Origin of the sequence: Sphingobium sp. (assembly GCF_035511395.1) — a bacterium.
Lineage (GTDB): Bacteria > Pseudomonadota > Alphaproteobacteria > Sphingomonadales > Sphingomonadaceae > Sphingobium.
The window spans coordinates 1-24442 of sequence record NZ_DATKFP010000042.1; the positions used below are offsets into that span (position 1 = coordinate 1).

Below are 24442 nucleotides of genomic sequence, written 5' to 3' on the forward strand. Positions count from 1 at the left end.
GTGACAGTGGTGCTGACCACGGGTGGTGGCACGTCCGCGCGGGCGGAGGGCGATCAGGGCGCGCTCGACCGGTTGAAGGTCGACGTGTCCGGGCGCCTTCTGGTCGTCAGCATGGAACGTCCCCGCGCCGGCGAGAAAAGCGCTGGAGCGGCAACATTGCGCCTGTCGACCGAAATGGTCGGGCGCGTCGTCCTGAACGGCGGCGGCTCGATCGCCATCAATCGCATGAAGGGGCTGCAAGGCGAACTGGCGCTGGCCGGCAATGGCGATGTGAGCGTCGGGGACATGCAGCTTGACCGGCTGGACCTGACCTTGTCCGGCGGCGGACGCGCAACGCTGACCGGTCGCGCGGGTGTTGCCAATGTGCGGGTCAGCGGGCCGGGATCTGTGGCCGCCGAGCCATTGCGTGCGCGGCAGGCGAATGTGGTCAATGACGGGCCAGGCAGCATCGTCCTGACCGCGGACGTCAACGCGAAAATCGTCGCGACCGGATCAGGCGATGTGACGATCGGCGGCAAGCCGGCCTGCACCGTGGACAATCGCGGCACCGGTAACATTCTGTGCGGCGGGGTGAATTATTGATCCCGCTTCGACGCTGAAGCCGCGTTGATGGTTGCGATGCGCGCGCGGACCTCGGCCAGCAATTCCACGAAGGACGACACCTGTTTCGCGCCATAGCGCCGCGCGGTGATGTCGACATTTCCCTTCCGCCAGAAGCCTTGGGGGCAGAAGATGATGAGCTTGCCCGATCGGGCGTGCAGCCCCATTTCAAGCAGACTCACCGGACTTTGCGATCCCGGTGCGAAATAGAGGATGATGATGTCCGCGCTGTCGAGCGCGGCCAGTTCCCATTCCACCTGCTCGCGGAAATGGGAGTCGCTCGCCACGGGCTTCCACGCGGGGTTCCAGTCCTGACGGCGGGGATTGAGGATCGCCACCCGGTCACCGGCCAGCGCCGCGATCATATCCCGCTGCCAGTCGGTCGCCTTGCCCATATCGATGCTGCCGCCCAGAAACAGGCGCGCGCGATCATGGGCGGCGGGCAAAGGCTCAGGAGATGTGATCGTGACGGCGACCGGTGCGTCAGCCGCCATGGCTGATCCCGCAGCGAAGAGCAGGCCGAGAACCGCCAACGACAGGGGCCGGATCATGGGCGTGTGAAGAGAGGCGCATGATTGATGCGCCCCTATCCTGATCAGGCCGGGACGCTGGCGAGCGCGACTTTGACCGCGTCGATCGCCGCCTGCGCCTTGTCACCGTCGGGACCACCGCCCTGCGCCATGTCGGGACGACCGCCGCCGCCCTTGCCGCCCAGCGCTTCGACGCCCGCGCGGACGAGATCGACCGCGCTGAACGTGCTGATCAGGTCGTCGGTCACGCCCACCGCAATGGTGGCGCGGCCGTCGATTACGGCGAGCACAGCGGACACGCCGCTGCCGAGCGTCTTCTTGTTGCCGTCCACGATGCCGCGCAGTTCCTTGGGGTCGAGGCCGTCGATGACCTGACCCAGGAAGTCGATGTTGCCGACCTTCTCCGGCCCGGCCGCCTGCGCCGAACCGCCGCCGCCAAGGGCGAGCGCCTTCTTCGCTTCGGCGAGTTCGCGCTCCAGCTTACGGCTCTGCTCGACCAGCGCGGCGATGCGCGCGGGCACGTCTTCCGGCGTCGTCTTGAGCGTGGCGGCGGTCTGGCGCAGCTTGTCGTCGCGTTCGGTGAGCCAAAGGCGCGCGGCCTCTCCGGTCAGCGCCTCGATCCGGCGGATGCCCGACGAAACGGCGCTTTCCGACACGATCTTGAGCAGGGCGATATCGCCCAGCGCGCGGACATGGGTGCCGCCGCATAGTTCGACCGAGTAGCTATGCGCATCGCCCTTCCCCATCGAAAGGACGCGAACTTCGTCGCCATATTTCTCGCCGAACAGCGCCATGGCGCCCGCCGCGATGGCGTCGTCCGGGGTCATCAGGCGGGTCGTCACTTCGTCATTATGGCGGATATGCGCGTTCACATCGGCTTCGATGCGGGCGATCTGCGCATGGGTCAGTGCTTCGGGATGCGAGAAGTCGAAGCGCAGGCGGTCCGGCGCGACAAGGCTGCCCTTCTGCGTCACATGCGCGCCCAGTTCGTTGCGCAGGGCTGCATGCAGCAGGTGGGTGGCGCTGTGGTTGGCGCGGACGCGGTCGCGACGCTCGACATCTACTACCAGATGGACGGTGTCGCCGACCTTGACGCTGCCGGCCTCGATCGTGGCGCGATGCGCGTGCAGGCGACCGAGCGGCTTGGACGTGTCCTCGACCTTGGCGGACAGGCCGCCCTGCGACGAAATGACACCCGCGTCGCCCATCTGGCCGCCGCTTTCGCCGTAGAAAGGCGTCTGGTTGGTGACGATGGTGACGGTCTCGCCAGCAGTTGCGCTGTCGAAGTTCACACCGTCCTTGACGATGGCCAGAACCTCGCCCTCGCCCTCGGTCGAGGCGTAGCCGATGAACTCGGTATTGCCCGCCTTTTCGGCGATGTCGAACCAGATTTCGTCCGACGCCTTTTCGCCAGACCCCTTCCATGCAGCGCGCGCGGCGGCTTTCTGTTCCGCCATCGCGCTGTCGAAGCCGCTACGGTCGACGGTCAGGCCGCGCGAACGCAGCGCGTCCTCGGTCAGGTCATAAGGGAAGCCATAGGTGTCGTAGAGCTTGAACGCGGTTTCACCCGGCAACGTGCCGCCTTCGGTGAGGTCGACGGTCGCTTCGTCCAGCAGGCGCAGACCGTTTTCCAGCGTCTTGCGGAAGCGGGTTTCCTCCCGCAGCAGGGTTTCCTCGATCAGCGGCTGGGCGCGGACCAGTTCGGGATAGGCGCCGCCCATTTCCGAAACCAGGCTGGAAACGAGGCGATACATCAGCGGCTCCTTCGCGCCGATGATGTGCGCGTGGCGCATGGCGCGGCGCATGATGCGGCGCAGGACATAGCCACGGCCTTCGTTCGCGGGCAGCACGCCGTCCGCGATCAGGAAGCTGGTCGAGCGGAGGTGATCGGCGATGACGCGGTGGCTCGCCTTGTGCTCGCCGGTCGTGGCGGTCTTCGACAATGCGCCGCTCTCGGCGATCAGCGCCTTGAACGTGTCGGTGTCATAATTGTCGGTCACGCCCTGCATGACGGCGGCGATGCGCTCCAGGCCCATGCCGGTGTCGATCGAGGGCTTGGGCAGTTCCGAAACGATCTCGTTCGCTTCCTGCTCATATTGCATGAAGACGAGGTTCCAGATCTCGACAAAGCGGTCGCCATCTTCTTCCGGCGATCCGGGAGGGCCGCCCCAGATATGATCGCCATGGTCGTAGAAGATTTCCGAGCAGGGACCGCAGGGACCGCTGTCGCCCATCGCCCAGAAATTATCCTTGGTCGGGATGCGGATGATGCGATGTTCGGGCAGGCCGGCGATCTTCTTCCACAGGTCGAACGCCTCGTCGTCCGTGTGGTAGACGGTCGCGGTCAGCCTGTCGGGCGACAGCCCCCATTCCTTCGTCAGCAGGGTCCAGGCATGGGTGATCGCCTGTTCCTTGAAATAGTCGCCGAAGCTGAAATTGCCCAGCATTTCAAAGAAGGTATGGTGACGCGCGGTATAGCCGACATTATCGAGGTCGTTATGCTTGCCACCGGCGCGCACCGACTTCTGGCTCGACGTCGCGGTCTTGTAGGGGCGCGTTTCCAGACCCGTGAAGACATTCTTGAAAGGCACCATGCCGGCGTTCACGAACATCAGCGTCGGGTCGTTGTGCGGCACCAATGGCGCCGACGGAACGATGGTGTGGCCGTTGGCCCCGAAATAGTCGAGGAAAGAGCGGCGAATGTCGTTGGTCGAGGTCATGCGCGCGATTTAGTGGCAAGCGGCCCGCCGCACAAGCGGGGGATTTTGTCGTGAGTGATTGGCGAGGCGATCAGATTATCGGGCCATTAGCTGAAGCCGTCAGTTCCCTTTGCTTGCTCTCAGTCAAACAGAGGACGATTTCCCATCACAATACCAATTTTTGCGCTCAAGTGCATTGGCAGCGCCTGCGCCAATCCAAGCATCAGATCGTCCGCAATTGGCGCAAAGACCAGAATACTGAGATCGTCGTCATCTTTCTCCACTCCCATGGGCGAACAGCCTCGCGCCCGGAGGTGCGCGATTGCTGCCACTTCGTCTTCGGATCGAACAGCGAATCTTGTAGAAATTGGTTTGGCCATCTCCACCTCCTGCTGTTGCTGCAAACCGGACTTCTTAGCACTTCGTCATCCCGGCCTTGAGCCGGGATCCCGCTTCTTCCTACCAACGCAAAAAGCGTGACCCCGGCTCAAGGCCGGGGTCACGGGAGTTTGTCAGGCGATCGGCTCTTCAATCGATACCGGCGGCTTCGAGAACCATGCCGGCCCCTGCGCGGTCATGTGGAAGCAGTCCTCCATGCGGACGCCCATGGTGCCGGGGAGATAAAGGCCCGGTTCGTTGGAGAAGCACATGCCGACGTCCAGCTTCGTGGTCTCGCCGTGAACGAGGTTGACCGGCTCATGCCCCTCCATGCCGATGCCGTGGCCGGTGCGGTGCGACAGGCCGGGCAACGCATAGCCGGGACCGTAGCCCAGCTTCTCATAATAGCCGCGCACCGCGTCATCGACCGATCCGGCAGGTGTTCCGAGCTTCGCCGCGGCGAAGGCGATCTTCTGGCCCTGCGACACGTCGTTCCAGACCTTGCGCTGCTGCGCGCTGGGGGCAGCACCGTAAACGAAAGTGCGGCTGATGTCGGACTGATAATCCTCGACCGTGCAGCCGCAGTCCATCAGAACCACCTCTCCCGCGCGCACCGCTTGTGGCTTGCCGGAGCCGTGCGGATAGGCGGCCGCTTCGCCCAGCAGGATGAGGTTGAATTCGACCTGCCCGCCCAGCTGCTTCGTCGCGGCGCTCATCAGCGCGCCGATGTCGGCGGGGCTCATCCCGGCCTTCACCTGCGGGTAGGTCCAGCGATAGGCGGCCATGGTGACATCGGTGGCCTTCTGCATCAGGGCGATCTCGGCCGCCGTCTTGCGCATACGGATGGCGCGGGTGACGGGGTCTTTGACCAGGGTCGCAGCGGGGAGCGCAGCCTTGAGGCCATCGACCGCGAAATAGCGGACCGTTTCCTCGATGCCGATGCGGCCCTTGGCCAATCCTTTTGCCGTCAGGAAATCGGCGATCGGGGCATAGGGGCTTTCATGCTCCTGCCAGACGCGCACATCGGCGGGAATGGCGAGCGATTCGTCGATCGAGGGCTTTTCGAAGAAGGGGCAGATGATGAGCGGCGGACCGCTGGCCGGAATGACGGCGGCGGTCAGGCGTTCGGAGCGGTGCCAGCGGACGCCGGTATAATAGATGAGGCTCGCGCCCGGCTCGACCAGCAAGGCGTCGATGCCGGCGGCCTGCATCATTGCCTGTGCGCGGGCGAGGCGATCGGCGCGCTCTGTCTTGCCGATCGGCGTGGCGGTACCGGTAAGCGATTTCAGCGCCTCGCTCGCCTTTTCCTGCGCGAAGAGGCGCGGGCTTATGAGCGACGTGGCAATGCCGGCGACGGCGGTGCGCAGCAGGGTGCGGCGGTCAGGCGTAGGCATAATGTCCCCCGGTCTTGAGCGCGCACCGATAGGCGGGCCGCGCCTGTATTCTTTCCAGCCACCCGACCAGATGCGGACGCGATTCGTCAAGCCCGCCGCGCGCCCGCGACGCTTCGATCGGAAAGCTCATCATCATGTCGGCAGCAGAGAAATCCGGCCCGGCAAAATAGGGACGGGTCGCCAGTTCGCTTTCCAGCCAGTCGAGATGATCGTCCAGCATCCCCTGCACCGTGGGCCGCGCCGGCCGGCCGAGCAGACCAAGTTTGCCGACCACCAGCAACGCCAGCAGCGGCGGCATCATCGACCCTTCGGCATAATGGAGAAATTGGCGCCAACGGATCGCGCCTTCCGCATCGGCTGGCGCGCCGAAGCGCCCGCCGGCTCGGGCGACCAGATATTCCATGATCGCTCCGGTCTCGATCAGCCGGTGGCCGTCCACCTCAACCACCGGCGATCGACCGAGCGGATGGATGGCGCGCAGGCTTTCTGGCGCGCGCATCGTCTTGCGGTCGCGTTCGTAGCGGCGAACCTCATAGGGTTCGCCCAGTTCTTCCAGCAGCCACAGGATGCGTTGCGACCGACTGTTGTTCAGATGATGGACGATGATGGTCATGGCGCGGCCTTTCCATGCTGCGGGGCGGAATGGCTAACGCAGCATTGGGTGCGCCACAACATCCGTTCGCTTCGAGCGTGTCGGGAAGCGGCTGGGATTGCGCTAGCGTTTCTCGACTTCGCTCGAAACGAACGGAGGCAGTATCAGGCGTCCTCCAAAGCGCCTTGCGCCTTCTTCTTCGCGCGGAAGGCATGGAGGAGCGGTTCGGTATAGCCGCTGGGCTGCTCGACGCCTTCGAACACCAAGGCGCGGGCGGCCTGATAGGCGAGGCTTTCCGCTTCCCGCCCGCTCATCGGCTGATAGAGCGGGTCGCCCGCATTCTGCGCGTCGACCTTGGCCGCCATGCGGCTGAGCGCAGCGTCGACCTGATCCGGCGTGCAGATGCCGTGCAGCAGCCAGTTGGCCATATGCTGCGAGGAAATGCGCAAGGTCGCGCGGTCCTCCATCAGGCCGATGTCATGGATGTCGGGAACCTTGGAGCAACCGACGCCCTGATCGACCCAGCGGACGACATAGCCGAGGATACCCTGCGCATTATTGTCCAGTTCCTGCGCGATCTCCTCTTCGGAGAAGTTGCGGCCGACAGCGACGGGGATGGTCAGCAGTTTGTCGAGCGGCGCGATCCCCTCTGCCGCACGCTCCGCCTGACGGGCGAAGACGTCGATGCGATGATAATGGGTCGCGTGCAGGGTCGCGGCGGTCGGTGAGGGAACCCAGGCGGTGTTGGCGCCGCTTTTCGGGTGGCCGACCTTCTGCTCCAGCATGTCGGCCATGCGATCAGGCGCGGCCCACATGCCCTTGCCGATCTGCGCCCGACCGGACAAGCCGCAGGCGAGGCCGATCTGGACGTTGCGATCCTCATAGGCGGTGATCCAGTCGCTCGCCTTCATCTCGCCCTTGCGGATCATCGGGCCGGCCTGCATCGACGTGTGCATCTCGTCCCCGGTGCGGTCGAGGAAGCCGGTGTTGATGAAGACGATGCGGTCGCGGACCGCTTCGATGCAGGCCGCGAGGTTCGCCGAGGTGCGGCGTTCCTCGTCCATGACGCCCACCTTGATCGTGTGGCGGGCCATGCCCAGCATGTCCTCGATTCCGTCGAACAGGCGATTGGTGAAACCGGCTTCCTCCGGCCCGTGCATCTTGGGCTTGACGATATAGACACTGCCCGCGCGGCTGTTGCCGCCATCCTTCGCCAGATCGTGTAGCGCGATCAGGCTGGTGACGATGCCATCCAATATGCCTTCCGGGGCTTCGTCGCCATTGGCCAGCCGGATGGCAGGATTGGTCATCAGATGGCCGACATTGCGGACGAACAGCAGGCTGCGGCCCGGCAGCGTGAACGTGCTGCCATCGGGCGTGGTGTAGGCGCGGTCGGGATTGAGCGCGCGGGTCATAGTCGCTCCGCCCTTCTCGAACGTCTCGGTCAGGTCGCCGCGCATCAGGCCCAGCCAGTTGGCGTAGGCGGCGACCTTATCCTGCGCATCGACGGCGGCGACGCTGTCCTCCAGATCGCAGATCGCCGTCAGCGCGGATTCCAGGATGACGTCGGATATGCCGGCCGGGTCGGTCGCGCCGATCGGGTGGGCGCGGTCGAACACGATTTCGATATGCAGGCCGTTGTGGCGGAACAGCTTGCCCTTTTCGCTGTTGCCGACGAACTGCGAGGGATCGGCGAGGATGATGTCGTCGCTCGACAGATCGGCCCAGCCGCCGTTTGCCAGCGGAATGGCGTCATCCAGAAATGCCTTGGCCCAGCCAATGACCTGCGCACCGCGGGCCGCGTCATAGCCCTTCCCTGCCGCCGCGCCGGGGATCGCGTCGGTGCCGTAGAGCGCGTCATAGAGGCTGCCCCATCGGGCATTGGCGGCATTGAGCAGGAAGCGGGCGTTGAGGATCGGGACGACCAGCTGCGGACCGGCCAGGCGGGCGACCTCGTCATCGACATGCTCGCTGCCGATGGCGAACGGCGCGGGTTCGGGAACCAGATAGCCGATCTCGCGCAGAAAGGCCTGATAGGCGTTCGCGTCGTGGGGCTGACCCCGGCGCTGTTCATGCCAGCTGTCGATCTGCGCCTGGAGCGTGTCGCGCTTTCGCAGCAGGGCCGCATTGTCCGGCGCGAAGCGGGCGAAGATGTCGGCGACACCGGTCCAGAAGGCGTCGGACGCGATGCCGGTACCGGGCAGCGCGCGGCTGTCGATGAAATCGGCCAGTTGCTCGGCGACCTGAAGGCCAGCCTTTTCGATCATGCGGTCGGTCATGGATCCACTCCTTGGTTGCGCCCTTCATAATCTCTTCGCATTATGCCGTGTAGACGCTATTATTCGAAGACAGTCATTCTTCTGGTGAACGAATATGATGGACCCCGATCATGAATTGTTCGTAACCGTCGTAGACGAAGGCGGGCTGGCGGCGGCCGGGCGGCGGCTGCATATCTCGCCAGCGATGATGTCCAAGCGGCTGGCGCGGCTGGAGGAAAGGCTGGGGGCGAAGCTGGTCCATCGCACCACCCGGCGGCTGGCGCTGACCCCGGCGGGCGAGCGGCTCCATGCCGATCTGCGCGGCATATTGGCGGCGCTGGATGAGGCGGAGCGGCGCGTGTCAGGCGCATCGGCGGTAGCGAGTGGACCACTGCGCATCACCGCGCCGACCTCTTTCGGGCGTATGCACCTCGCCCCCTATCTCCAGCGCTTCATCGACGCGCATCCGAAGGTGGAGCTAACCGTAGACCTGTCGGACGATTTCGCCGACCTGATCGAGAGCCGCGCCGACCTTGCCATCCGCATCACCGCCGATCCGGGGCCGGGGCTGGCGGCGAAGAGACTGGCGACCAACCGGCGCATCCTCTGCGCATCTCCTGCCTATCTGGCGCAGCATGGTACGCCGCAGACGATCGCCGACCTGAAGAACCATCGCCTGCTCGCCGCCGAAGGACAGATGCCCTGGCGACTGGTGGGGCCGAAGGGACCGGTGAGCATCGAGGGACGCAGCCATGTCCGCACAAACAGCAGCGAACTGGTGCGCGAACTGACGCTGGCGGGCGGCGGCATCGCGCTGCGGTCGCTATGGGACATCAGCGAAGCCTTGCTGCGCGGCGACGTGCAGCAAATCCTGCCCGCGCATGAAGGATCGAGCGACGTCGGCCTGTTTGCGGTACACTTGTCGCAGGCCAACCCGCCGCGCAGCATGACCGCCTTCATCGATTTTCTTGTTACAGTTTATGTCCCGACACCACCCTGGGAACGCTCTGGCTTGCCCTAGCGGAACGCAGTCACTAAGGCCCCATCACATGGACGATAATACACGCCGCGCCGCCCTAGACTATCACCGCTATCCCCAGCCCGGTAAGCTCCGTATCGAGCCGACCAAGCGCATGGTGAACCAGCGCGACCTCGCGCTGGCCTATTCGCCGGGGGTCGCCGCGCCCTGCGTCGAGATCGCCGAGGATCCCGACAAGGCGATGGACTATACCGCGCGCGGCAATCTGGTCGCGGTCATCTCCAACGGCACCGCCGTACTGGGCCTGGGCGCGATCGGCGCGCTGGCATCCAAGCCGGTGATGGAAGGCAAGGCCGTCCTCTTCAAGAAATTCGCCGACATCGACGTGTTCGACATCGAAGTCGACACCATCGACCCGGACAAGTTCGTCGAGGCCGTCGCCCTGCTGGAGCCGACCTTTGGCGGCATCAATCTGGAAGACATCAAGGCGCCCGAATGTTTCGAGATCGAGCAGCGCCTAAAGGAACGGATGAACATTCCGGTCTTCCATGACGACCAGCATGGCACCGCCATCGTCGTCGCGGCGGCCGTGCGCAACGCGCTGGTGCTTCAAGGCAAGACGCTGGCCGACGCGAAACTGGTGACATCAGGCGCGGGCGCGGCGGCGCTGGCCTGCGTCGACCTGCTCGTGTCGATGGGCCTGCCTATCGAAAACGTGACGATGACCGACAAGGACGGCGTCATCCATTCGGGTCGCGAAGGCATGTTGCCCAATATGGCGCGCTATGCCCGCAACACCAATGCGCGTACCCTGCCCGACGTGCTGCCGGGCGCGAACCTGTTCCTGGGCCTGTCGGCACCGGGCGTGCTGAAGCCGGAATGGCTGCCGCTGATGGCCCCCAATCCGCTGATCTTCGCGCTTGCCAATCCGGAGCCTGAAATCCGCCCCGAAGCCGCGCGCGAGGTTCGCCCCGACGCGATCATCGCCACCGGCCGTTCGGACTATCCCAACCAGGTCAACAACGTCCTGTGTTTCCCCTATATCTTCCGTGGCGCGCTGGATTGCGGTGCGACGCAGATCAACGAAGCGATGAAGGTCGCGGCGGCCGACGCCATCGCCAGCCTGGCCCGCAAGCCCGCGCATGACAGCGTGGCCCAGGCCTATGGCGGGCGCAAGCTGGTGTTCGGCGCGGACTATATCATCCCGACGCCCTTCGACCCGCGCCTGATCGGCGAGATCGCGGTCGCCGTCGCCAAGGCGGCGATGGACAGCGGCGTCGCGAAGAAGACGCTGGACCTTGACGAGTACAAGCGCAGCCTGACCCACAAGGCCACGCGTTCGGGCCAGTTGATGCTGCCTGTGTTCGAAGCCGCGCGCGGCAGCCAGACCCGCATCGCGTACGGGGAAGGCGAGGATGAGCGCGTGTTGCGCGCCGTGCGCGACGCACTGGACGAAGGCATCGTCCGCCCGACGCTGGTCGGCCGCCGCCGCATCCTGGAACAGAAGTTGCCGGAACTGGGCCTCAGCCTCGACCTCGACAAGGATGTGGATCTGGTCGATCCGGAGACAGATCACCTCGTCATGGGCGAACTGGTGGAGGCCTACCGCGCCGTCGCCTCGCGCCGGGGCGTGCCGGCGGACGAAATCCTGCGCCATGTCTATCGCCGCCCGACCATCACCGCTGCCATGCTGCTGCGCACCGGCCGCGTCGATGCCGCGCTGGTTGGCGGCCGCTCCGAATATTGGGGTCAGGTGGAACATGTGCTGCGCATCATCGACCGGGTGCCCGGCCACAGCCGCGTCTATGCGCTGTCGGGCCTGATCCTCGACGCGGGCGCGCTGTTCATCACCGATACCCATATGGTGCCGGACCCGACGCCCGAACAGATTGCGGAAATGACGCTGGCGGCTTCGGCCGAATTGCAGCATTTCGGGCTGGCGCCGCGCGTGGCGCTGCTGTCGCACTCCAACTTCGGTGCATCGCACACCGACAGCGCGCGCAAGATGCGCCGGGCGCTCAAGCTGGTGCGCGAAGCCGCGCCCGAACTGGCGGTGGATGGCGAAATGCATGCCGACGCCGCGCTCAGCCAGTCGCTGCGCGAGCGGTTGATCCCCGATTCCCGCTTCGAGGGGCCGGCCACCCTGCTGGTCATGCCGAACCTCGACGCAGCGAACATCACGCTGACCGCCCTGTCGGCCGCCTCCAGTTCGCCGACGGTCGGGCCGATGCTGATGGGCCTGTCCAAACCGATCCATGTGCTGACGCCCGGCGTCACGTCGCGCGGCATCCTGAACCTGACCGCAATCGCGGCAGCGGAAGTGGCACGCGAAGGCTGAACTTAACCTTTCGCCCTTATGTTCCGCCGCGACTGGAGACATAAGGGCGACTATGGCGGGTTTGTTCAAGACATTGGCGAAAAGCGCCGGACCCAAGCTGGCGATTGGCCTGGGTCTGGGTGGTGCCGCGCTGCTGGCGATGCAGTGGATCGACCGCCCCGCAGCGCAGGATGCCGCATCGGCGGACGTGGCGGAGGGCAGGCCCGCCGCTGCCCCACTCCCTGCCCCGACCAAGCCGATGGAGCGGCGCAGCGACCAGCCGATGGACATCGATCCGCGCGCCTTGGCGGTGAAGCGCGTGCTGAAGATCGACGGGCCGTTCCGCCATGGCGACTATGCCTGGGACGACACGGGCGCACCGACAACCGGGCCGGTCATCATCACCATCGACCTGAAGGCCGAGACACTGTCGGTGTTCCGCGCGGGATATGAGATCGGCGCGGCGGTCATCCTCTACGGCGCGACCGACAAGCCCAGTCCGCAGGGCGCGTTCCCGATCACGCAGAAGGACGCCGACCATGTGTCCAACCTTTATGACGCGCCCATGCCCTATGCGCAGCGCCTGACCAGCGACGGCGTCTTCATCCATGGCAGCGACGTCGAATATGGTCGCGGCACCCATGGCTGCATCGGCGTGCCGGTGGAATTTGCGAAGAAGCTGTTCGCCGTCACCAAAGTGGGCGACGTCGCCGTCATCACCAATGGCAAGATGCTGGACGTAAGCAAGGCGCAGGTGGGCGGGTAACATCGCTCCCTTATTGCGGGGCATCCTCGATCGCGGGCTTGTGCCCGGCGGTGAGCGCGCTGCCGCCCGATGCCGCCACTATGCAGGCGATCGCGATCCACTGCATGCCCGTCAGACGCTCTCCCAGCACGACGAAGCCGACCAGCGCCCCCACCGCCGGCGCGGAACTCAGCATCAGGCCGAAGACAGGCGCGGTCAGGCGCCGCATCGCCTCTATCTCCAGCGAATAGGGCATGGCGCTCGACAATAGCGCAATGCCAAGGCCGACCAGCAGCACGCATGGCGTGAACAGCGCCGGCCCGGCATGGGCCAGGCCGATCGGCATGACGAGAATCGCGGCGACCAGCATGCCCCAGGCGACGGCATCCCCGCCGAGCGCACCGGAAATGCGCTTGCCGGTAAGGATATAGGTCGCCCAGCAGGCCGCCGCGCCAGCCGCGAAGGCAACGCCCAGCAGATCGAGCGGCGCGTCCGCGCGGAGAGGCAACAGCAGCAGAAGCCCTGCCACCGCTGCGCCCAGCCAGAGGAAATCGCGCGGCCGGCGCGAACCGAACAGCACGATCGCCAGCGGCCCCGTCACTTCGATCGCCATGGCAATGCCGAGCGGAATGCGCGCGAAGGCCTGATAGATCAGCAGGTTCATGAGGCCGAGCGTCGCGCCATAGGCCAACAGCGGCCAGCGCATGGCGCGTGGGACAGGACGGCGCCAGGGCCGGCGAAAAATCAACAGCAGGATTGCGGCGAGATCGATGCGCAGCGCGGCGATGCCATAGGCGCCGACCAGCGGGAACAGCGTCTTGGCGAAGGCCGCGCCCAGATTCATCGATGTGAGCGACAGCAGCACCGCCCCCGCGCCGGCCCCAACGCCCGCGAGCGCGGTACCGCGCCCCTTTTGTCCATCATTCCCTGTCATAACGGCCGCCCTATAGCCGATCCGGCCACCGGCGCGAATGTTTCCCGATTGCACGATATGGGCGTGCAGTTGCAGGAATCTCATACGAATGCAGGGTTGACCGACGCTGTCATCAGGCCCATTTGCGGGGCTTCCGTATATTTTGCATTGCAGCATGGAGCTTGCCATGAGCGCCCCTTCCCAGAACGCGCACCCCGCGCTCGTCCTGTTTGCGCTCTCGGTGGGCGCCTTCGCGATCGGCACCACCGAGTTCGCCTCGATGAGCCTCTTGCCCTTCTTCGCCCGCGATCTGGGGATCGACGCCCCGACCGCCGGCCATGCCATCAGCGCCTATGCGCTGGGCGTGGTGGCCGGCGCGCCGGTGATCGCCGCCTTTGCCGCACGCCTGCCACGCCGGACCTTGCTGATCGGCCTGATGGCGATGTTCGCCGTCGCCAACGCCCTGTCGGCGCTGTCGCCCAGCTATCACTGGATGCTGCTGTTCCGTTTCCTGTCGGGGCTGCCGCATGGCGCCTATTTTGGCGTCGCCGCATTGGTCGCCGCCAGCCTGGTGCCGATCGAGAAGCGGACGCTGGCGATCGCCAAGGTCATGTCCGGCCTGACCGTCGCCACCGTGCTGGGCGTGCCGGTCGCCAACTGGATGGGGCAGGCGCTGGGCTGGCGATCGGGCTTCTTCGTGGTCGCCGCGCTGGCGGTGGCGACGGTGACGCTGGTCGCGCTCTACGCGCCACGCGACGCCGGCGATCCCAAGGCCAGCCCGATGCGCGAACTGACCGCGCTCGGCAAGGGGCAGGTGTGGCTGACGCTGCTGACCGGCGCGATCGGTTTTGGCGGCCTGTTCGCCGTCTACACCTATGTCGCGTCGACCATGATCGAAGTCACCCATGTGTCGGAACATTATGTTCCGCTGATCCTGGCGATTTTCGGCGTCGGCATGACGCTGGGCAATCTGGCCGTGGCGTGGCTGGCGGACAAGGCGCGCAACCGCACCGTCATCGGTGTCCTGCTGTGGAGCGCGGCGTCGCTGGCGCTGTTCCCGCTGATGGCGGGCAACATCTGGACGCTCAGCCTGATCGTCTTCCTGATCGGGATCGGCGGCGGCCTGGGAACACCGCTTCAGGCGCGGCTGATGGACGTGTCGGGCGATGCGCAGACGTTGGCGGCGGCACTGCATCACAGCGCCTTCAACGTCGCCAATGCGATCGGCCCCTGGCTGGGCGGCCTGTCGATCGCGGCAGGCTATGGGCTGGTGTCGACTGGCTGGATCGGCTGCGTGCTGGCGCTGGGCGGGCTTGCCGTCTTCCTGCTCGCCATCATGCTGGAGCGCGGCCCGGACGATCTGGTGCCCGTCGCGGCCGAATAAGCCGCTTTCGCCCTGCCCTTCTGCCCGATAAGGCAGGGGCATGAACGATCAGGTAAGAGAGACGATGCTGGCCGAGGCGGCGATGGCCGCACTGCGCCGGGGCGATGCGACCGTGGCGCTTGCGACCCTGCGGGAAATGGCCGATCCGCCAGCGATGCTGATGGCGCAGGCCTGCAATCGCGGTGGCGACCTGGATGGCGAAGCCGCTGCGCTCCGCCGCATTCTCGACAGCGACATGCGCAATCTGCCCGCCCTGCTCGGCATGGGGCAGAATGCGCTGCGCCGGGGCGATGAGCGCGGGTCGATCAGCTGGTTTCGCGCAGCGCTGGCACAGGCGGCCGCGACCGGCGCGCCGCCCCCGCTCCAGCCGCTGCTCCAGCAGGCGCAGGCCAGCATCGCGCAGTCGAGCCAGCGGTTCGAGGATCATCTGAGCGCCGCGATTCGTGACCTGCCGCCCCTGCCCCGCATCGCCCACGCCACCGATCTGCTGCTCGGCAAGCGCGACCTCTACCTGCAACAGCCGAGCATGTTCTACTTCCCCGGCCTGCCTCAGCGCGCTTTCTACGAGCGCGAGGAGTTCGACTGGGTCGCGCCGATGGAGGCGATGACCGACGCCATCGTCGACGAACTGACAGCGGTGCGCGCAAAGGAGGCGGAGTTCGCGCCCTATGTCCAGACCTCCGCGGATCGTCCCGCGCCGAATAATCCGCTGCGCGACGATCCAAGCTGGGGCGCGCTCTATTTCTGGCAGAATGGCGCGCCGGTCGAGGAGAATGCCTGCCGTTGTCCTGCCGTGATGGCCGCCCTCGCCCATGCGCCGATGCCAGTGATCGACAGCCGGTCGCCGATCGCGCTCTGGTCGCTGCTGAAGCCCGGCACCCATATCCAGCCGCATCACGGTCTGCTCAACACCCGGCTCATATGCCACCTGCCGCTGCTGGTGCCGGACGACTGCGCGCTGCGCGTCGGCGCGGAAACGCGGGCCTGGCGCAAGGGCGAGATGCTGATCTTCGACGACAGTATCGAGCATGAAGCCTGGAACCGCAGTCAGGAAACGCGCGTGGTGCTGCTGTTCGAAGTGTGGCGGCCGGAAATCGGCGTGGAGGAACGCGAAGCGCTGACCCGGCTGTTCCAGGCGATCGACGCCTTCGGCCCGGCGCAGGTCGATAATGGCGGCTGACCCTCTTTTCAGACGCTCGTAATGTTGTTATAGCGGCACGCAACAAAATAACAGGAGGATGGCCAGGGCGCTCCCGCTTTACGGACTTCGCCCATGCCTCCTGTCATCCCGTCACAGACGACGCCGTCTGCCCGTCCCCACAGCCTTGCCGAGGATGGCTATGCCATCGCGATCGGCTGCGCCTTCATCGCCATGGGGATCATGCTGCTGAAACAGGCCAGCCTGGTGACAGGCGGCATGGCCGGCATCGCGCTGCTGCTGTCCTATTTCATTCCCTGGTCGCCGGCCGCGCTGTTCATTCTGATCAACATCCCCTTCTTCCTGTTCGCGGGCAAGGCGATGGGCGCTGCCTTCGGCCTCAAGACGCTGTTCGCCAATGTCGCGATCATGGCTCTGGGCCTCACCATGCCCTGGGCGATGCAGGTCGCGAAGATCAGCCCGCTCTTCGCCGCCCTGTTCGGCGGATCGATCATCGGCTTCGGCATCCTTGCCATCGCCCGCCATGGCGCGGGCGTCGGCGGTGTCGGAGTCGTGGCGCTGACCCTGCAAAGGTCGCGCGGCTGGAATGCCGGCCGCACGCAGATGCTGTGCGACATCGTGATCCTGTTGTTGTCGCTGCCGGTGCTCAGCCTCGACCGGTTCGGCCTGTCGATCCTGTCCGCCGCCGCGATGAACGCCGTGCTGGTCGTGAACCACCGGCCGGGGCGCTATATCGGATATTAGAGCAGATTCCGATCCGATTGCATCGGCTCGGCTGCTCTAGATCTTGGTTTTACCGCGTTTTCCGAGTCAGCAGGTGATTGGCTGCGCCGAACTGCGTTTCCACCTGCTTAGAAAAGGCTTTAAGTCTCACAAAGCGGATCATTGCCCCGATCGCGCGCGCGCAGAGCGCTGGCGGCGTCGTTGGCGATGCGCGGGAAGGTGACGCCCTCCAGCGAGCCGCGCCCTTCGCAAAGGTCCGCGCAAGCCATGTCGACCACGCCGGGCAGCGCGACCTGATCGCCATCATATTGGGCGACGATGATGCAGCGGTCGCCGCCCTTGAAGCTGAGGATCAGCTTGTCCCCAGCCCGGCGCGCGCTGCCATGGCCGCGGCAATTGGGTTCCTCGCCGAACACCGCCTCCAGCCCGAAGCGATACTGCCCGTCCTTGCCGGGAATGACGCAGAGCGCATCCCGTCCCGCCTCATGACTGCGCTGGAACAGACCGACCGGCGAAATCTTGCTGGCGTCGGCGATCGCGCCGCTTTCGATTGCCGCGCGCTCCAGCCCGGATACGGACGTGCCGCTGCTGTCCGGGGCGGCAATGCTGCGCTCCGGAGGTTGCTGACACGCAGCCAGCAGGGTCAGAAGCGCGAGGCTAGTCCGCCGCATCGACGCTGCTGAGACCCTCCGGACCGACCCGGCGGAAGAAGCAGGAACGCGCGCCGGTATGGCAGGTGGGGCCAGCAGGCACCGCCTTCACCCAGACCGCATCCTGATCGCAATCGATGCGCAGGTCGCGCACCTGAAGCATATGCCCGGACGTTTCGCCCTTCTTCCAGAGCGACTGACGACTGCGCGACCAGAAATGGGCCAGCCCCGTTTCCACCGTCAGCGCCAGCGCCTGCGCGTTCATATGCGCAACCATCAGCACCTCGCCACTGGCGTCATCGGTCACGACGGCCGTGATCAGCCCGTCCCGGTCATATTTCGGATTGAGGGTCAGCCCCTTGTCGCGTGCGTCGTCCATCGCGGCGATATAGAGCATTCTGAACTCCGCTGAAACAGCCGACGGTGCGCAGAAGGCGGTAATCAAAAGACAAAAGCGGACGTGAATGGTTCGATCCGATCCTTCACGGCGCCGGAGGGGGCGAACGCGCGCTGCGCAGCCCTGTTTGCGCGTATCGGATCGATGCCCGCGTCCGTGCCGACATGTCACTTTTTGGCAAGACCGTTGCTAATTTGCGACAAAATGGCGTCAGCTTTTCTTGCCCCTCACGGAAAGCGCGCATAGCGTCGCGCCAACGATCCGAACAACGGGACTCCGCAGGGAGCGGGATGCAGGGCCAGGGAAAAAGGGGCCTCCACCATGTCATATATGCCGATCTTCACTAGCATTTCGCGCGGCGCGCTTGCGATTTCGCTCGCCGCCGCTCTGGCGCCCGTCGGCGCCGCCCATGCCCAGACCGATCCAGCCGCAGCCGCCGAAGAAGGCCTGGGTGAAATCGTCGTTACCGCCTCGCGCCGCGCGGAAAATGCCAAGGACGTGCCCGTCGCCGTCACCGCGATCGGCGGCGAGAAGCTTGACGCGCTCAACAGCAGCGGCCTCGACATCCGCTTCCTGTCGGCACGCACGCCGAGCCTCCTGGTCGAAAGCTCGTTCGGCCGCACCTTCCCGCGCTTCTACATTCGCGGCCTCGGCAATACCGATTTCGATCCCAACGCCGCCCAGCCGGTGTCGGTCGTCTATGACGATGTCGCGCTCGAAAATCCGATGCTCAAGAGCTTCCCCGTATTCGACCTTGCCAGCGTCGAAGTGCTGCGCGGGCCGCAGGGCACGCTGTTCGGTCGCAACACACCCGCCGGCGTGGTCAAGCTCAGTTCCGCCGCGCCGACCGACCATTATACCGGCTATGCCACCGCATCCTGGGCGACCTACAACACGGTCAATGCCGAAGGCGCGATCAGCGGCCCGATCGCCGATGGCCTGAGCTTCCGTCTGTCCGGCCTGCTCCAGCGCCGCGACGACTGGGTAAAGAACGACAATGAAGGCGGCAATGCCGACGCCGAGCTGGAAGGCTATCGCGACGTCGCCGGCCGCCTTCAGCTCGCCTATGAATCGGGCGACTTCAAGGCGGTGCTGAGCGGCCATTATCGCGACCTCAAGGGCAGCCCGCGCGTGTTCCGCGCCAATATCTTCCAGCCGGGCAGCAATCATTTCGTCGACGGCTTCGACAAGGATCATGTGAACCTGGACGGCCGCACCAGCCAGTCGATGAAGCAGGGCGGCGGCAATCTGCGCATGCAGGTCCATCTGGACGGCGTCGGCACCTTCTTCTCCACCACCGGCTTTGAAAAGGCATCGGTGGAAAGCACCGGCGATATCGATGGCGGCGGCTGCTATCCCTATACCGGCTGCACCTTCGGCGACCTGGGCGTGGGCACGTTCGATTCCAACACCGGCAACGGCGTGAAGCCGGAGGAATTCAGCCAGGAATTCCGCTTCGCCACCGACGACATGAACGGCATCCGCCTTCAGGCCGGCACCTATTTCTTCCACCAGCGCCTGAAATATACCGAATATAGCTATGATCTGGCGGGCACGAAGATCAGCAACATCCTGCACAACAACACCAACGAGAATATCGGTGTGTTCGCGTCGGGTGAAGCGAAGCTGACGGACGCCCTGACGGTGCGCGGCGGCGTACGCTACACGCGCGACAACAAGCGCGACACGATCACGCTCGATCCCGCGCTGGCGGCCAGCACCATCTCCAGCCAGCTGATCGCCGTCGACCTGCCGCTCAGCAACACCGCGCGCGGCAAGAACCTGTCCTGGGACGTCAGCGCCACCTATGCGCTCAGCCCCGACGTCAACCTCTATGCCCGTGTCGCCACCGGTTATCAGGGTCCGGCGATCCAGGACCGCGTGACGTTCTTCAGCGTGCCTTCGGTGGCCAAGAAGCAGACGACCATTTCCTATGAAGGCGGCGTGAAGGGCGCGATCGGCAACAGCCTGCGCTTCGACCTGTCGGCCTATTACTGGAACACGGACGACCTGCAACTGACCGCAGTGGGCGGCGTTGGCAATTCGGCGCGCCTGATCAACGTCAACAAGGCGGTCGGCTACGGCGTCGAGGCGAATGTCGAGGCACAGCCTATCCCCAACCTGACGCTGACGGCGGGCGGCAGCTACAACTTCACCGAGATCCGCGACAATGCGGCCTTCGTGGCGGTCTGCGGCTCTGGCATGTGTACGCCCACGGGCAGCACCTTCGTCGATGGCGGCACGACCTACAGCTATCTGGATGGCAACGACCTGCCCCAGGCGCCGCGCTATATCGCCAATGCGACGCTGCGCTACGGCATCCCTGTCGGCGCGGGCGAGGTGTTCGCCTTCACCGATTGGGCCTATCGCAGCAGCGTGAACTATTTCCTCTACTCGGCCGCCGAGTTCCGGGGGCGCTCGCTGCTCGAAGGCGGTCTCAAGATCGGCTACAAGTCGGATCATGGCTATGAGGTCGCGGCTTTCGCCCGCAACATCACCAACCAGATCCGCGCCGTCAGCGCGATCGACTTCAACAACCTGACCGGCATGATCAACGAGCCGCGCATCATCGGCGGCATGATCAAGGCCAGCTTCTGATCGCCAGTTTCTGATCGATCACATCGACTGGTAGAAAGAGAGGGCGTCCCGCAAGGGGCGCCCTTTTTCGTTGGGCGCATTTTGGGCGCGCTGCGAGCAAGAGCGCACATGACAAAAAGGCCTGTTAGCTGCTGCTCTACAGGCCTGTCCAATTTCCCGATTTTGGGGAGAAATGGGGCGATCGACGGGATCCGAACCCGCGACCTCTGGTACCACAAACCAGCGCTCTAACCAACTGAGCTACGACCGCCACAGGGGCCGTGGCCCCGCGAGAAGGGCCACATATGCGGCCCACCCTCCCCCGTCAAGCGCCCAATGACGACTTTATTGCAAAGGCGCGAATTTCACTGTGAAGTAAAGGAAGGACGGCCTTTCAAAACCCCGTCGCCTGCAACTGCGCACGCAGATTGGCGAGCGTGCCTGCCGGAACCATGGGGCGTTCCCGCGCTGGCTTGCCCTTGCGCAGGCGGGCGCGGTCCTTCTCCGACGCGTCGACCACGCGCACCCGCACGGCGGCATGACCGAGCGCACGAATGCCCAGTTCCTCCGCCGCGCCGCGCGACAGATCGATGATCCGCCCGCGCCCGGCGAACGGCCCGCGATCATTGACCCGCACCACTATGGTCCGCCCGGTCTGGAGCGACGTCACCTCGACATAGCTGGGCAGCGGCAGGCTGGTATGGGCTGCCGTGATCCACTTGGCCCGGAAGCGTTCGCCGTTGGCGGTGCGATTGCCCGATTCCGATCCATACCAACTGGCATAACCGAGCATGTCATAGCGAGCGTCGACGGCGGGAACATAGGTGGTGCCCCGCACCTTGTAAGGTGGGCCGATGCGGACGGGATTGTCGCTGACGGGGCGGTAATTGCCGCCTGCGCAGGCCGCCAGGACCAGCGCCGGCGCGAGAGCCGGGGCGATCCCAGCCAATCGTTTCCAGAGCGTCATGCCCCTTCCCTATCGTCCCCTGTCCGGCCCGTCGAGAGCGCGGAAAAGGAAAAAGGGGTGAAGATGCGCTGACATCTTCACCCCTTCCCTAACGGCACATCGCGCTTCCGGGGTCGCCCCTCAAAATCGCGTCACTCTCCTGAAAACTTTCCGGCCGCGATGCCGGTAAAATTGGTCAGAGCGAGCGCCTGCCGGAAGCAGGCGCCCAAACCCTTAGTTGACCGAATCCTTCAGGCCCTTGCCGGCCTTGAACTTCGGCTGCGCCGAAGCCTTGATGGTCATGGTTTCGCCGGTGCGCGGGTTGCGGCCGGTCGAAGCCTTGCGCTGCGAAACCGAGAAAGTACCGAAACCGACCAGGCGAACTTCGTCGCCCTTCTTCAGAGCGCCGGTGATGGCGTCGAACACGCCTTCGACGGCCTTGGTCGCGTCATTCTTGCTAAGGCCGCTGCTTTCAGCAACCGCGCTGATCAAATCCTGCTTGTTCATGCCTTGGGAACCCCCTTGTGCTGTTTGGTTGTTAGGAATCGCGGCGTAGGGGCGGCAATAAGGCGTGGATTCAAGCGCCTGTCAAAGGGAAAGCGACGTTTTCCCCGGCTCTGGCCCGATTTTGCACATTGAAGTGCTTATCAGGCCAAAGCCAAGGAGTTCCGCCATTTACCCCCGGTGTCAGTGACGAAGCGTGGGATCGCTATCACGTCCCGCCGCTGCGGGCGGCTGGGCAGCGAGGTCGTCCTCCTCCGTCCAGGCGATCGCCTCGGGCTTCGACACCAGCGCACGGGCCAGCACTTCATCGACGTGCGAAACCGGAACGATCTCCAGCCCCTCGCGGATGTTGGACGGAATTTCCGCTAGGTCTTTCTCGTTTTCCTGCGGGATCAGCACCGTCTTGATGCCGCCGCGCAGGGCCGCAAGAAGCTTCTCCTTGAGGCCGCCGATCGGCAGCACGCGACCACGCAGAGTTACCTCGCCGGTCATCGCCACATCCTTGTGGACGGGGATGCCGGTCAGGGTCGACACGATGGTCGTGACCATGCCGATGCCCGCCGAAGGACCATCCTTGGGCACCGCACCTTCGGGAAGGTGGATATGGATGTCCTTGCGGTTGAAGAGGCTCGGCTTGATGCCATAGCCGGGCGAGCGCGCCTTCACATAGGAGAAGGCGGCCTGCACCGATTCGTTCATCACTTCGCCCAGCTTGCCGGTCGTCTTGATCACGCCCTTGCCGGGCACGGTCACGGCCTCGATCGTCAGAAGCTCGCCGCCGACTTCGGTCCAGGCCAGCCCAGTGACGGCACCGATCTGATTCTCCTCCTCACCCACGCCATGACGGAATTTCTGCACGCCGGCATAGTCTGCCAGATTGTCGGGCGTAATGACGACCTTGTCATATTCGCCTTCCAGGATCTTGCGCAGCGCCTTGCGGGCGAGACGCGCCATCTCGCGCTCCAGCGTACGGACGCCGGCTTCGCGGGTGTAATAGCGGATCAGATCGCGGATCGCCGGCACGGTGACTTCGACCTCGCCGTCCTTGAGGCCGTGGGCGTCGATCTGCTTGGGCAGCAGGTGCCGCTCCGCAATCTCGACCTTCTCGTCCTCAGTATAGCCCTCCAGCCGGATGATCTCCATGCGGTCCAGCAGAGGCTGCGGCAAATTCAACGAGTTGGCAGTCGTAACGAACATGATGTCTGAAAGATCGACGTCGATCTCCAGATAATGGTCCTGGAACTTGCTATTCTGTTCGGGGTCCAGCACCTCCAGCAGCGCCGACGCCGGATCGCCCCGGAAATCCTGGCCCAGCTTGTCGATCTCGTCGAGCAGGAAGAGCGGGTTCATCGTCCCGGCCTTCTTCAGGTTCGACACGATCTTGCCCGGCAGCGAACCGATATAGGTCCGGCGATGGCCACGAATCTCGGCTTCGTCACGCACGCCGCCCAGCGACTGGCGCACGAACTCGCGCCCGGTCGCCTTGGCGATCGAACGGCCGAGCGAGGTCTTGCCGACGCCCGGAGGGCCGACGAGGCACAGGATCGGCCCCTTCAGCTTGTTGGTGCGCGCCTGCACGGCGAGATATTCGATGATCCGGTCCTTGACCTTCTCCAGCGCGAAATGATCCTCGTCGAGGATGTCCTGCGCCTTCTTGAGGTCGGTCTTGACCTTGCCCTTCTTGCCCCAGGGCAAGCCCAGCAGCACGTCGAGATAGTTGCGCACGACCGTGGCTTCGGCCGACATGGGCTGCATGCCCTTGAGCTTCTTCAGCTCCGCCGTCGCCTTGGCGCGCGCTTCCTTGCTCAGCTTGGTCTTGGCGATCTTCTCGGTCAGTTCGGCGAGTTCGTCGCCCTCCTCACCCTCGCCATTGCCAAGCTCGCGTTGAATCGCCTTGAGCTGCTCGTTCAGATAATATTCGCGCTGGGTCTTCTCCATCTGGCGCTTCACGCGCCCGCGAATCTTCTTCTCGACCTGGAGCACGCCCAGCTCGCCTTCCATGAAGGCGAAGACCATTTCGAGGCGCTTGACCGGATCGGCCTCGACCAGCAGCGACTGCTTGTCGGACACCTTGACGTTGATGTTCGCCGACACGGCGTCGGCAAGCCGGCCCGCATCCTCGATCTCGCGCAGCTGCACCGGCGTTTCGGCCGGCAGCTTCTTGTTGAGCTTCGCATAATTCTCGAACTGCTCGGCGACCGAGCGCATCAGCGCGGCGGCTTCCGGCCCTTCGGCGGCGATTTCCTCGACGTCGGCGACATCGGCGACCAGATATGTGTCGCGCGCCTCCATCTGTTCCAGCCGTGCGCGATGCTTGCCTTCGACCAGCACGCGGACGGTGCCGTCGGGCAGCTTGAGCAGCTGGAGCACCACGGCGACGACGCCTGTGTCATAGAGCGAGTCGCGGCCCGGATCATCCTCGGCCGGGTCGAGCTGCGAGACGAGGAAGATTTCCTTATTGCCTTCCATCGCCGCTTCAAGCGCCGCAACGCTTTTGTCGCGACCGACGAACAGTGGGACGATCATCTGCGGGAAGACGACGATGTCGCGCAGTGGCAGAAGGGGATATTGCGTAGTCATTCACTCTCCGGGGCCAGAACAAGCGGCCCTTCCTTGCGGTTCATCGCCTTTATGGGGATGCCCGGCGCGTCAATCAATCAGCCATGGTCATATCATAGCAACAATGAACCGCGAGTG

General features: G+C 64.9%; 20 protein-coding genes and 1 tRNA gene. 8 read left to right on the forward strand and 13 right to left on the reverse strand.

All coding sequences use genetic code 11. The features are described 5' to 3' along the window. A partial coding sequence (locus VMR39_RS02085; protein ID WP_325413867.1) for a GIN domain-containing protein occupies window positions 1–582 on the forward strand: 582 nt, incomplete at its 5' end. On the opposite strand, the gene VMR39_RS02090 is transcribed toward VMR39_RS02085, so the two are convergent. The 6 genes from VMR39_RS02090 to VMR39_RS02115 all read right to left on the reverse strand — a co-directional run bounded on the left by VMR39_RS02090 (window position 576) and on the right by VMR39_RS02115 (window position 8472). Beyond that, entirely contained in the window at window positions 576–1151 is a 576-nt protein-coding gene (locus VMR39_RS02090; RefSeq protein ID WP_325413869.1) for a nucleoside 2-deoxyribosyltransferase domain-containing protein, read from the reverse strand. The two genes, VMR39_RS02085 and VMR39_RS02090, sit on opposite strands and share 7 nt — an antisense overlap. 44 nt (window positions 1152–1195) lie before the next feature. Next, entirely contained in the window at window positions 1196–3850 is a 2655-nt protein-coding gene (gene alaS / locus VMR39_RS02095; RefSeq protein ID WP_325413871.1) for an alanine--tRNA ligase, read from the reverse strand. Window positions 3851–3969: 119 nt separating this feature from the next. Then, on the reverse strand, window positions 3970–4209 hold the full coding sequence (locus VMR39_RS02100) for a hypothetical protein (protein ID WP_325413873.1): 240 nt from the start codon (window positions 4207–4209) through the stop codon (window positions 3970–3972). Window positions 4210–4341: 132 nt separating this feature from the next. After that, entirely contained in the window at window positions 4342–5601 is a 1260-nt protein-coding gene (locus VMR39_RS02105; RefSeq protein ID WP_325413874.1) for a Xaa-Pro peptidase family protein, read from the reverse strand. Continuing rightward, window positions 5588–6214 carry a glutathione S-transferase gene (locus tag VMR39_RS02110; protein ID WP_325413876.1) on the reverse strand — a complete coding sequence of 209 codons (627 nt, stop codon included), beginning with the start codon at window positions 6212–6214 and terminating at the stop codon, window positions 5588–5590. The genes VMR39_RS02105 and VMR39_RS02110 overlap by 14 nt, the downstream gene beginning before the upstream one ends. Window positions 6215–6357: 143 nt before the next feature. Beyond that, window positions 6358–8472 (reverse strand): malate synthase G, encoded by a 2115-nt coding sequence (locus VMR39_RS02115; protein WP_325413878.1) that lies wholly within the window; start codon window positions 8470–8472, stop codon window positions 6358–6360. A 94-nt stretch (window positions 8473–8566) separates the two neighbouring features. Between VMR39_RS02115 and VMR39_RS02120 the strand changes: the two genes are divergently transcribed. The 3 genes from VMR39_RS02120 to VMR39_RS02130 are packed head-to-tail and all read left to right on the forward strand — an operon-like array spanning window position 8567 to window position 12513. Further along, window positions 8567–9472 carry a LysR family transcriptional regulator gene (locus VMR39_RS02120; RefSeq protein WP_325413879.1) on the forward strand — a complete coding sequence of 302 codons (906 nt, stop codon included), beginning with the start codon at window positions 8567–8569 and terminating at the stop codon, window positions 9470–9472. 28 nt (window positions 9473–9500) lie between these two features. Further along, window positions 9501–11768: an NADP-dependent malic enzyme gene (locus tag VMR39_RS02125; protein ID WP_325413881.1), complete on the forward strand. Its 2268-nt coding sequence runs from the start codon at window positions 9501–9503 to the stop codon at window positions 11766–11768. 52 nt (window positions 11769–11820) lie between these two features. Beyond that, window positions 11821–12513 (forward strand): L,D-transpeptidase family protein, encoded by a 693-nt coding sequence (locus VMR39_RS02130; protein WP_325413883.1) that lies wholly within the window; start codon window positions 11821–11823, stop codon window positions 12511–12513. 10 nt (window positions 12514–12523) lie between these two features. Here VMR39_RS02130 and VMR39_RS02135 read toward each other — a convergent pair whose 3' ends face one another. Further along, on the reverse strand, window positions 12524–13426 hold the full coding sequence (locus VMR39_RS02135) for an EamA family transporter (RefSeq protein WP_325413885.1): 903 nt from the start codon (window positions 13424–13426) through the stop codon (window positions 12524–12526). Between the two features lie 154 nt (window positions 13427–13580). Here VMR39_RS02135 and VMR39_RS02140 point away from each other — a divergent pair, with 154 nt between their 5' ends. The 3 genes from VMR39_RS02140 to VMR39_RS02150 all read left to right on the forward strand — a co-directional run bounded on the left by VMR39_RS02140 (window position 13581) and on the right by VMR39_RS02150 (window position 16692). Next, the gene (locus tag VMR39_RS02140; RefSeq protein ID WP_414712438.1) at window positions 13581–14789 is read left to right on the forward strand and encodes an MFS transporter; all 1209 of its coding nucleotides are present in this window, start codon (window positions 13581–13583) and stop codon (window positions 14787–14789) included. Window positions 14790–14829: 40 nt separating this feature from the next. Further along, complete coding sequence (locus VMR39_RS02145; protein WP_325413889.1) at window positions 14830–15969, forward strand: aspartyl/asparaginyl beta-hydroxylase domain-containing protein; 1140 nt, start codon at window positions 14830–14832, stop codon at window positions 15967–15969. A gap of 93 nt (window positions 15970–16062) precedes the next feature. Continuing rightward, window positions 16063–16692, forward strand: coding sequence for a YitT family protein (locus tag VMR39_RS02150; protein ID WP_325413891.1), 630 nt, complete (start codon window positions 16063–16065; stop codon window positions 16690–16692). 119 nt (window positions 16693–16811) lie between these two features. Here VMR39_RS02150 and VMR39_RS02155 read toward each other — a convergent pair whose 3' ends face one another. Then, window positions 16812–17342 (reverse strand): hypothetical protein, encoded by a 531-nt coding sequence (locus VMR39_RS02155; protein ID WP_325413893.1) that lies wholly within the window; start codon window positions 17340–17342, stop codon window positions 16812–16814. Beyond that, entirely contained in the window at window positions 17329–17700 is a 372-nt protein-coding gene (gene hisI, locus VMR39_RS02160; protein ID WP_325413968.1) for a phosphoribosyl-AMP cyclohydrolase, read from the reverse strand. Before hisI ends, VMR39_RS02155 begins: the two co-directional genes overlap by 14 nt. Before the next feature lie 339 nt (window positions 17701–18039). Here hisI and VMR39_RS02165 point away from each other — a divergent pair, with 339 nt between their 5' ends. After that, on the forward strand, window positions 18040–20316 hold the full coding sequence (locus VMR39_RS02165) for a TonB-dependent receptor (RefSeq protein WP_325413895.1): 2277 nt from the start codon (window positions 18040–18042) through the stop codon (window positions 20314–20316). 173 nt (window positions 20317–20489) lie between these two features. Here VMR39_RS02165 and VMR39_RS02170 read toward each other — a convergent pair. From VMR39_RS02170 to lon, 4 genes are all read right to left on the reverse strand, one after another. Beyond that, window positions 20490–20566 (reverse strand) — tRNA-His (locus tag VMR39_RS02170). A gap of 123 nt (window positions 20567–20689) precedes the next feature. Continuing rightward, window positions 20690–21262 carry a septal ring lytic transglycosylase RlpA family protein gene (locus VMR39_RS02175; protein WP_325413897.1) on the reverse strand — a complete coding sequence of 191 codons (573 nt, stop codon included), beginning with the start codon at window positions 21260–21262 and terminating at the stop codon, window positions 20690–20692. A 213-nt stretch (window positions 21263–21475) separates the two neighbouring features. Then, window positions 21476–21748 (reverse strand): HU family DNA-binding protein, encoded by a 273-nt coding sequence (locus VMR39_RS02180; RefSeq protein ID WP_024019962.1) that lies wholly within the window; start codon window positions 21746–21748, stop codon window positions 21476–21478. A gap of 180 nt (window positions 21749–21928) precedes the next feature. Further along, entirely contained in the window at window positions 21929–24325 is a 2397-nt protein-coding gene (gene lon / locus VMR39_RS02185; RefSeq protein ID WP_325413899.1) for an endopeptidase La, read from the reverse strand. Window positions 24326–24442: the final 117 nt, after the last annotated feature.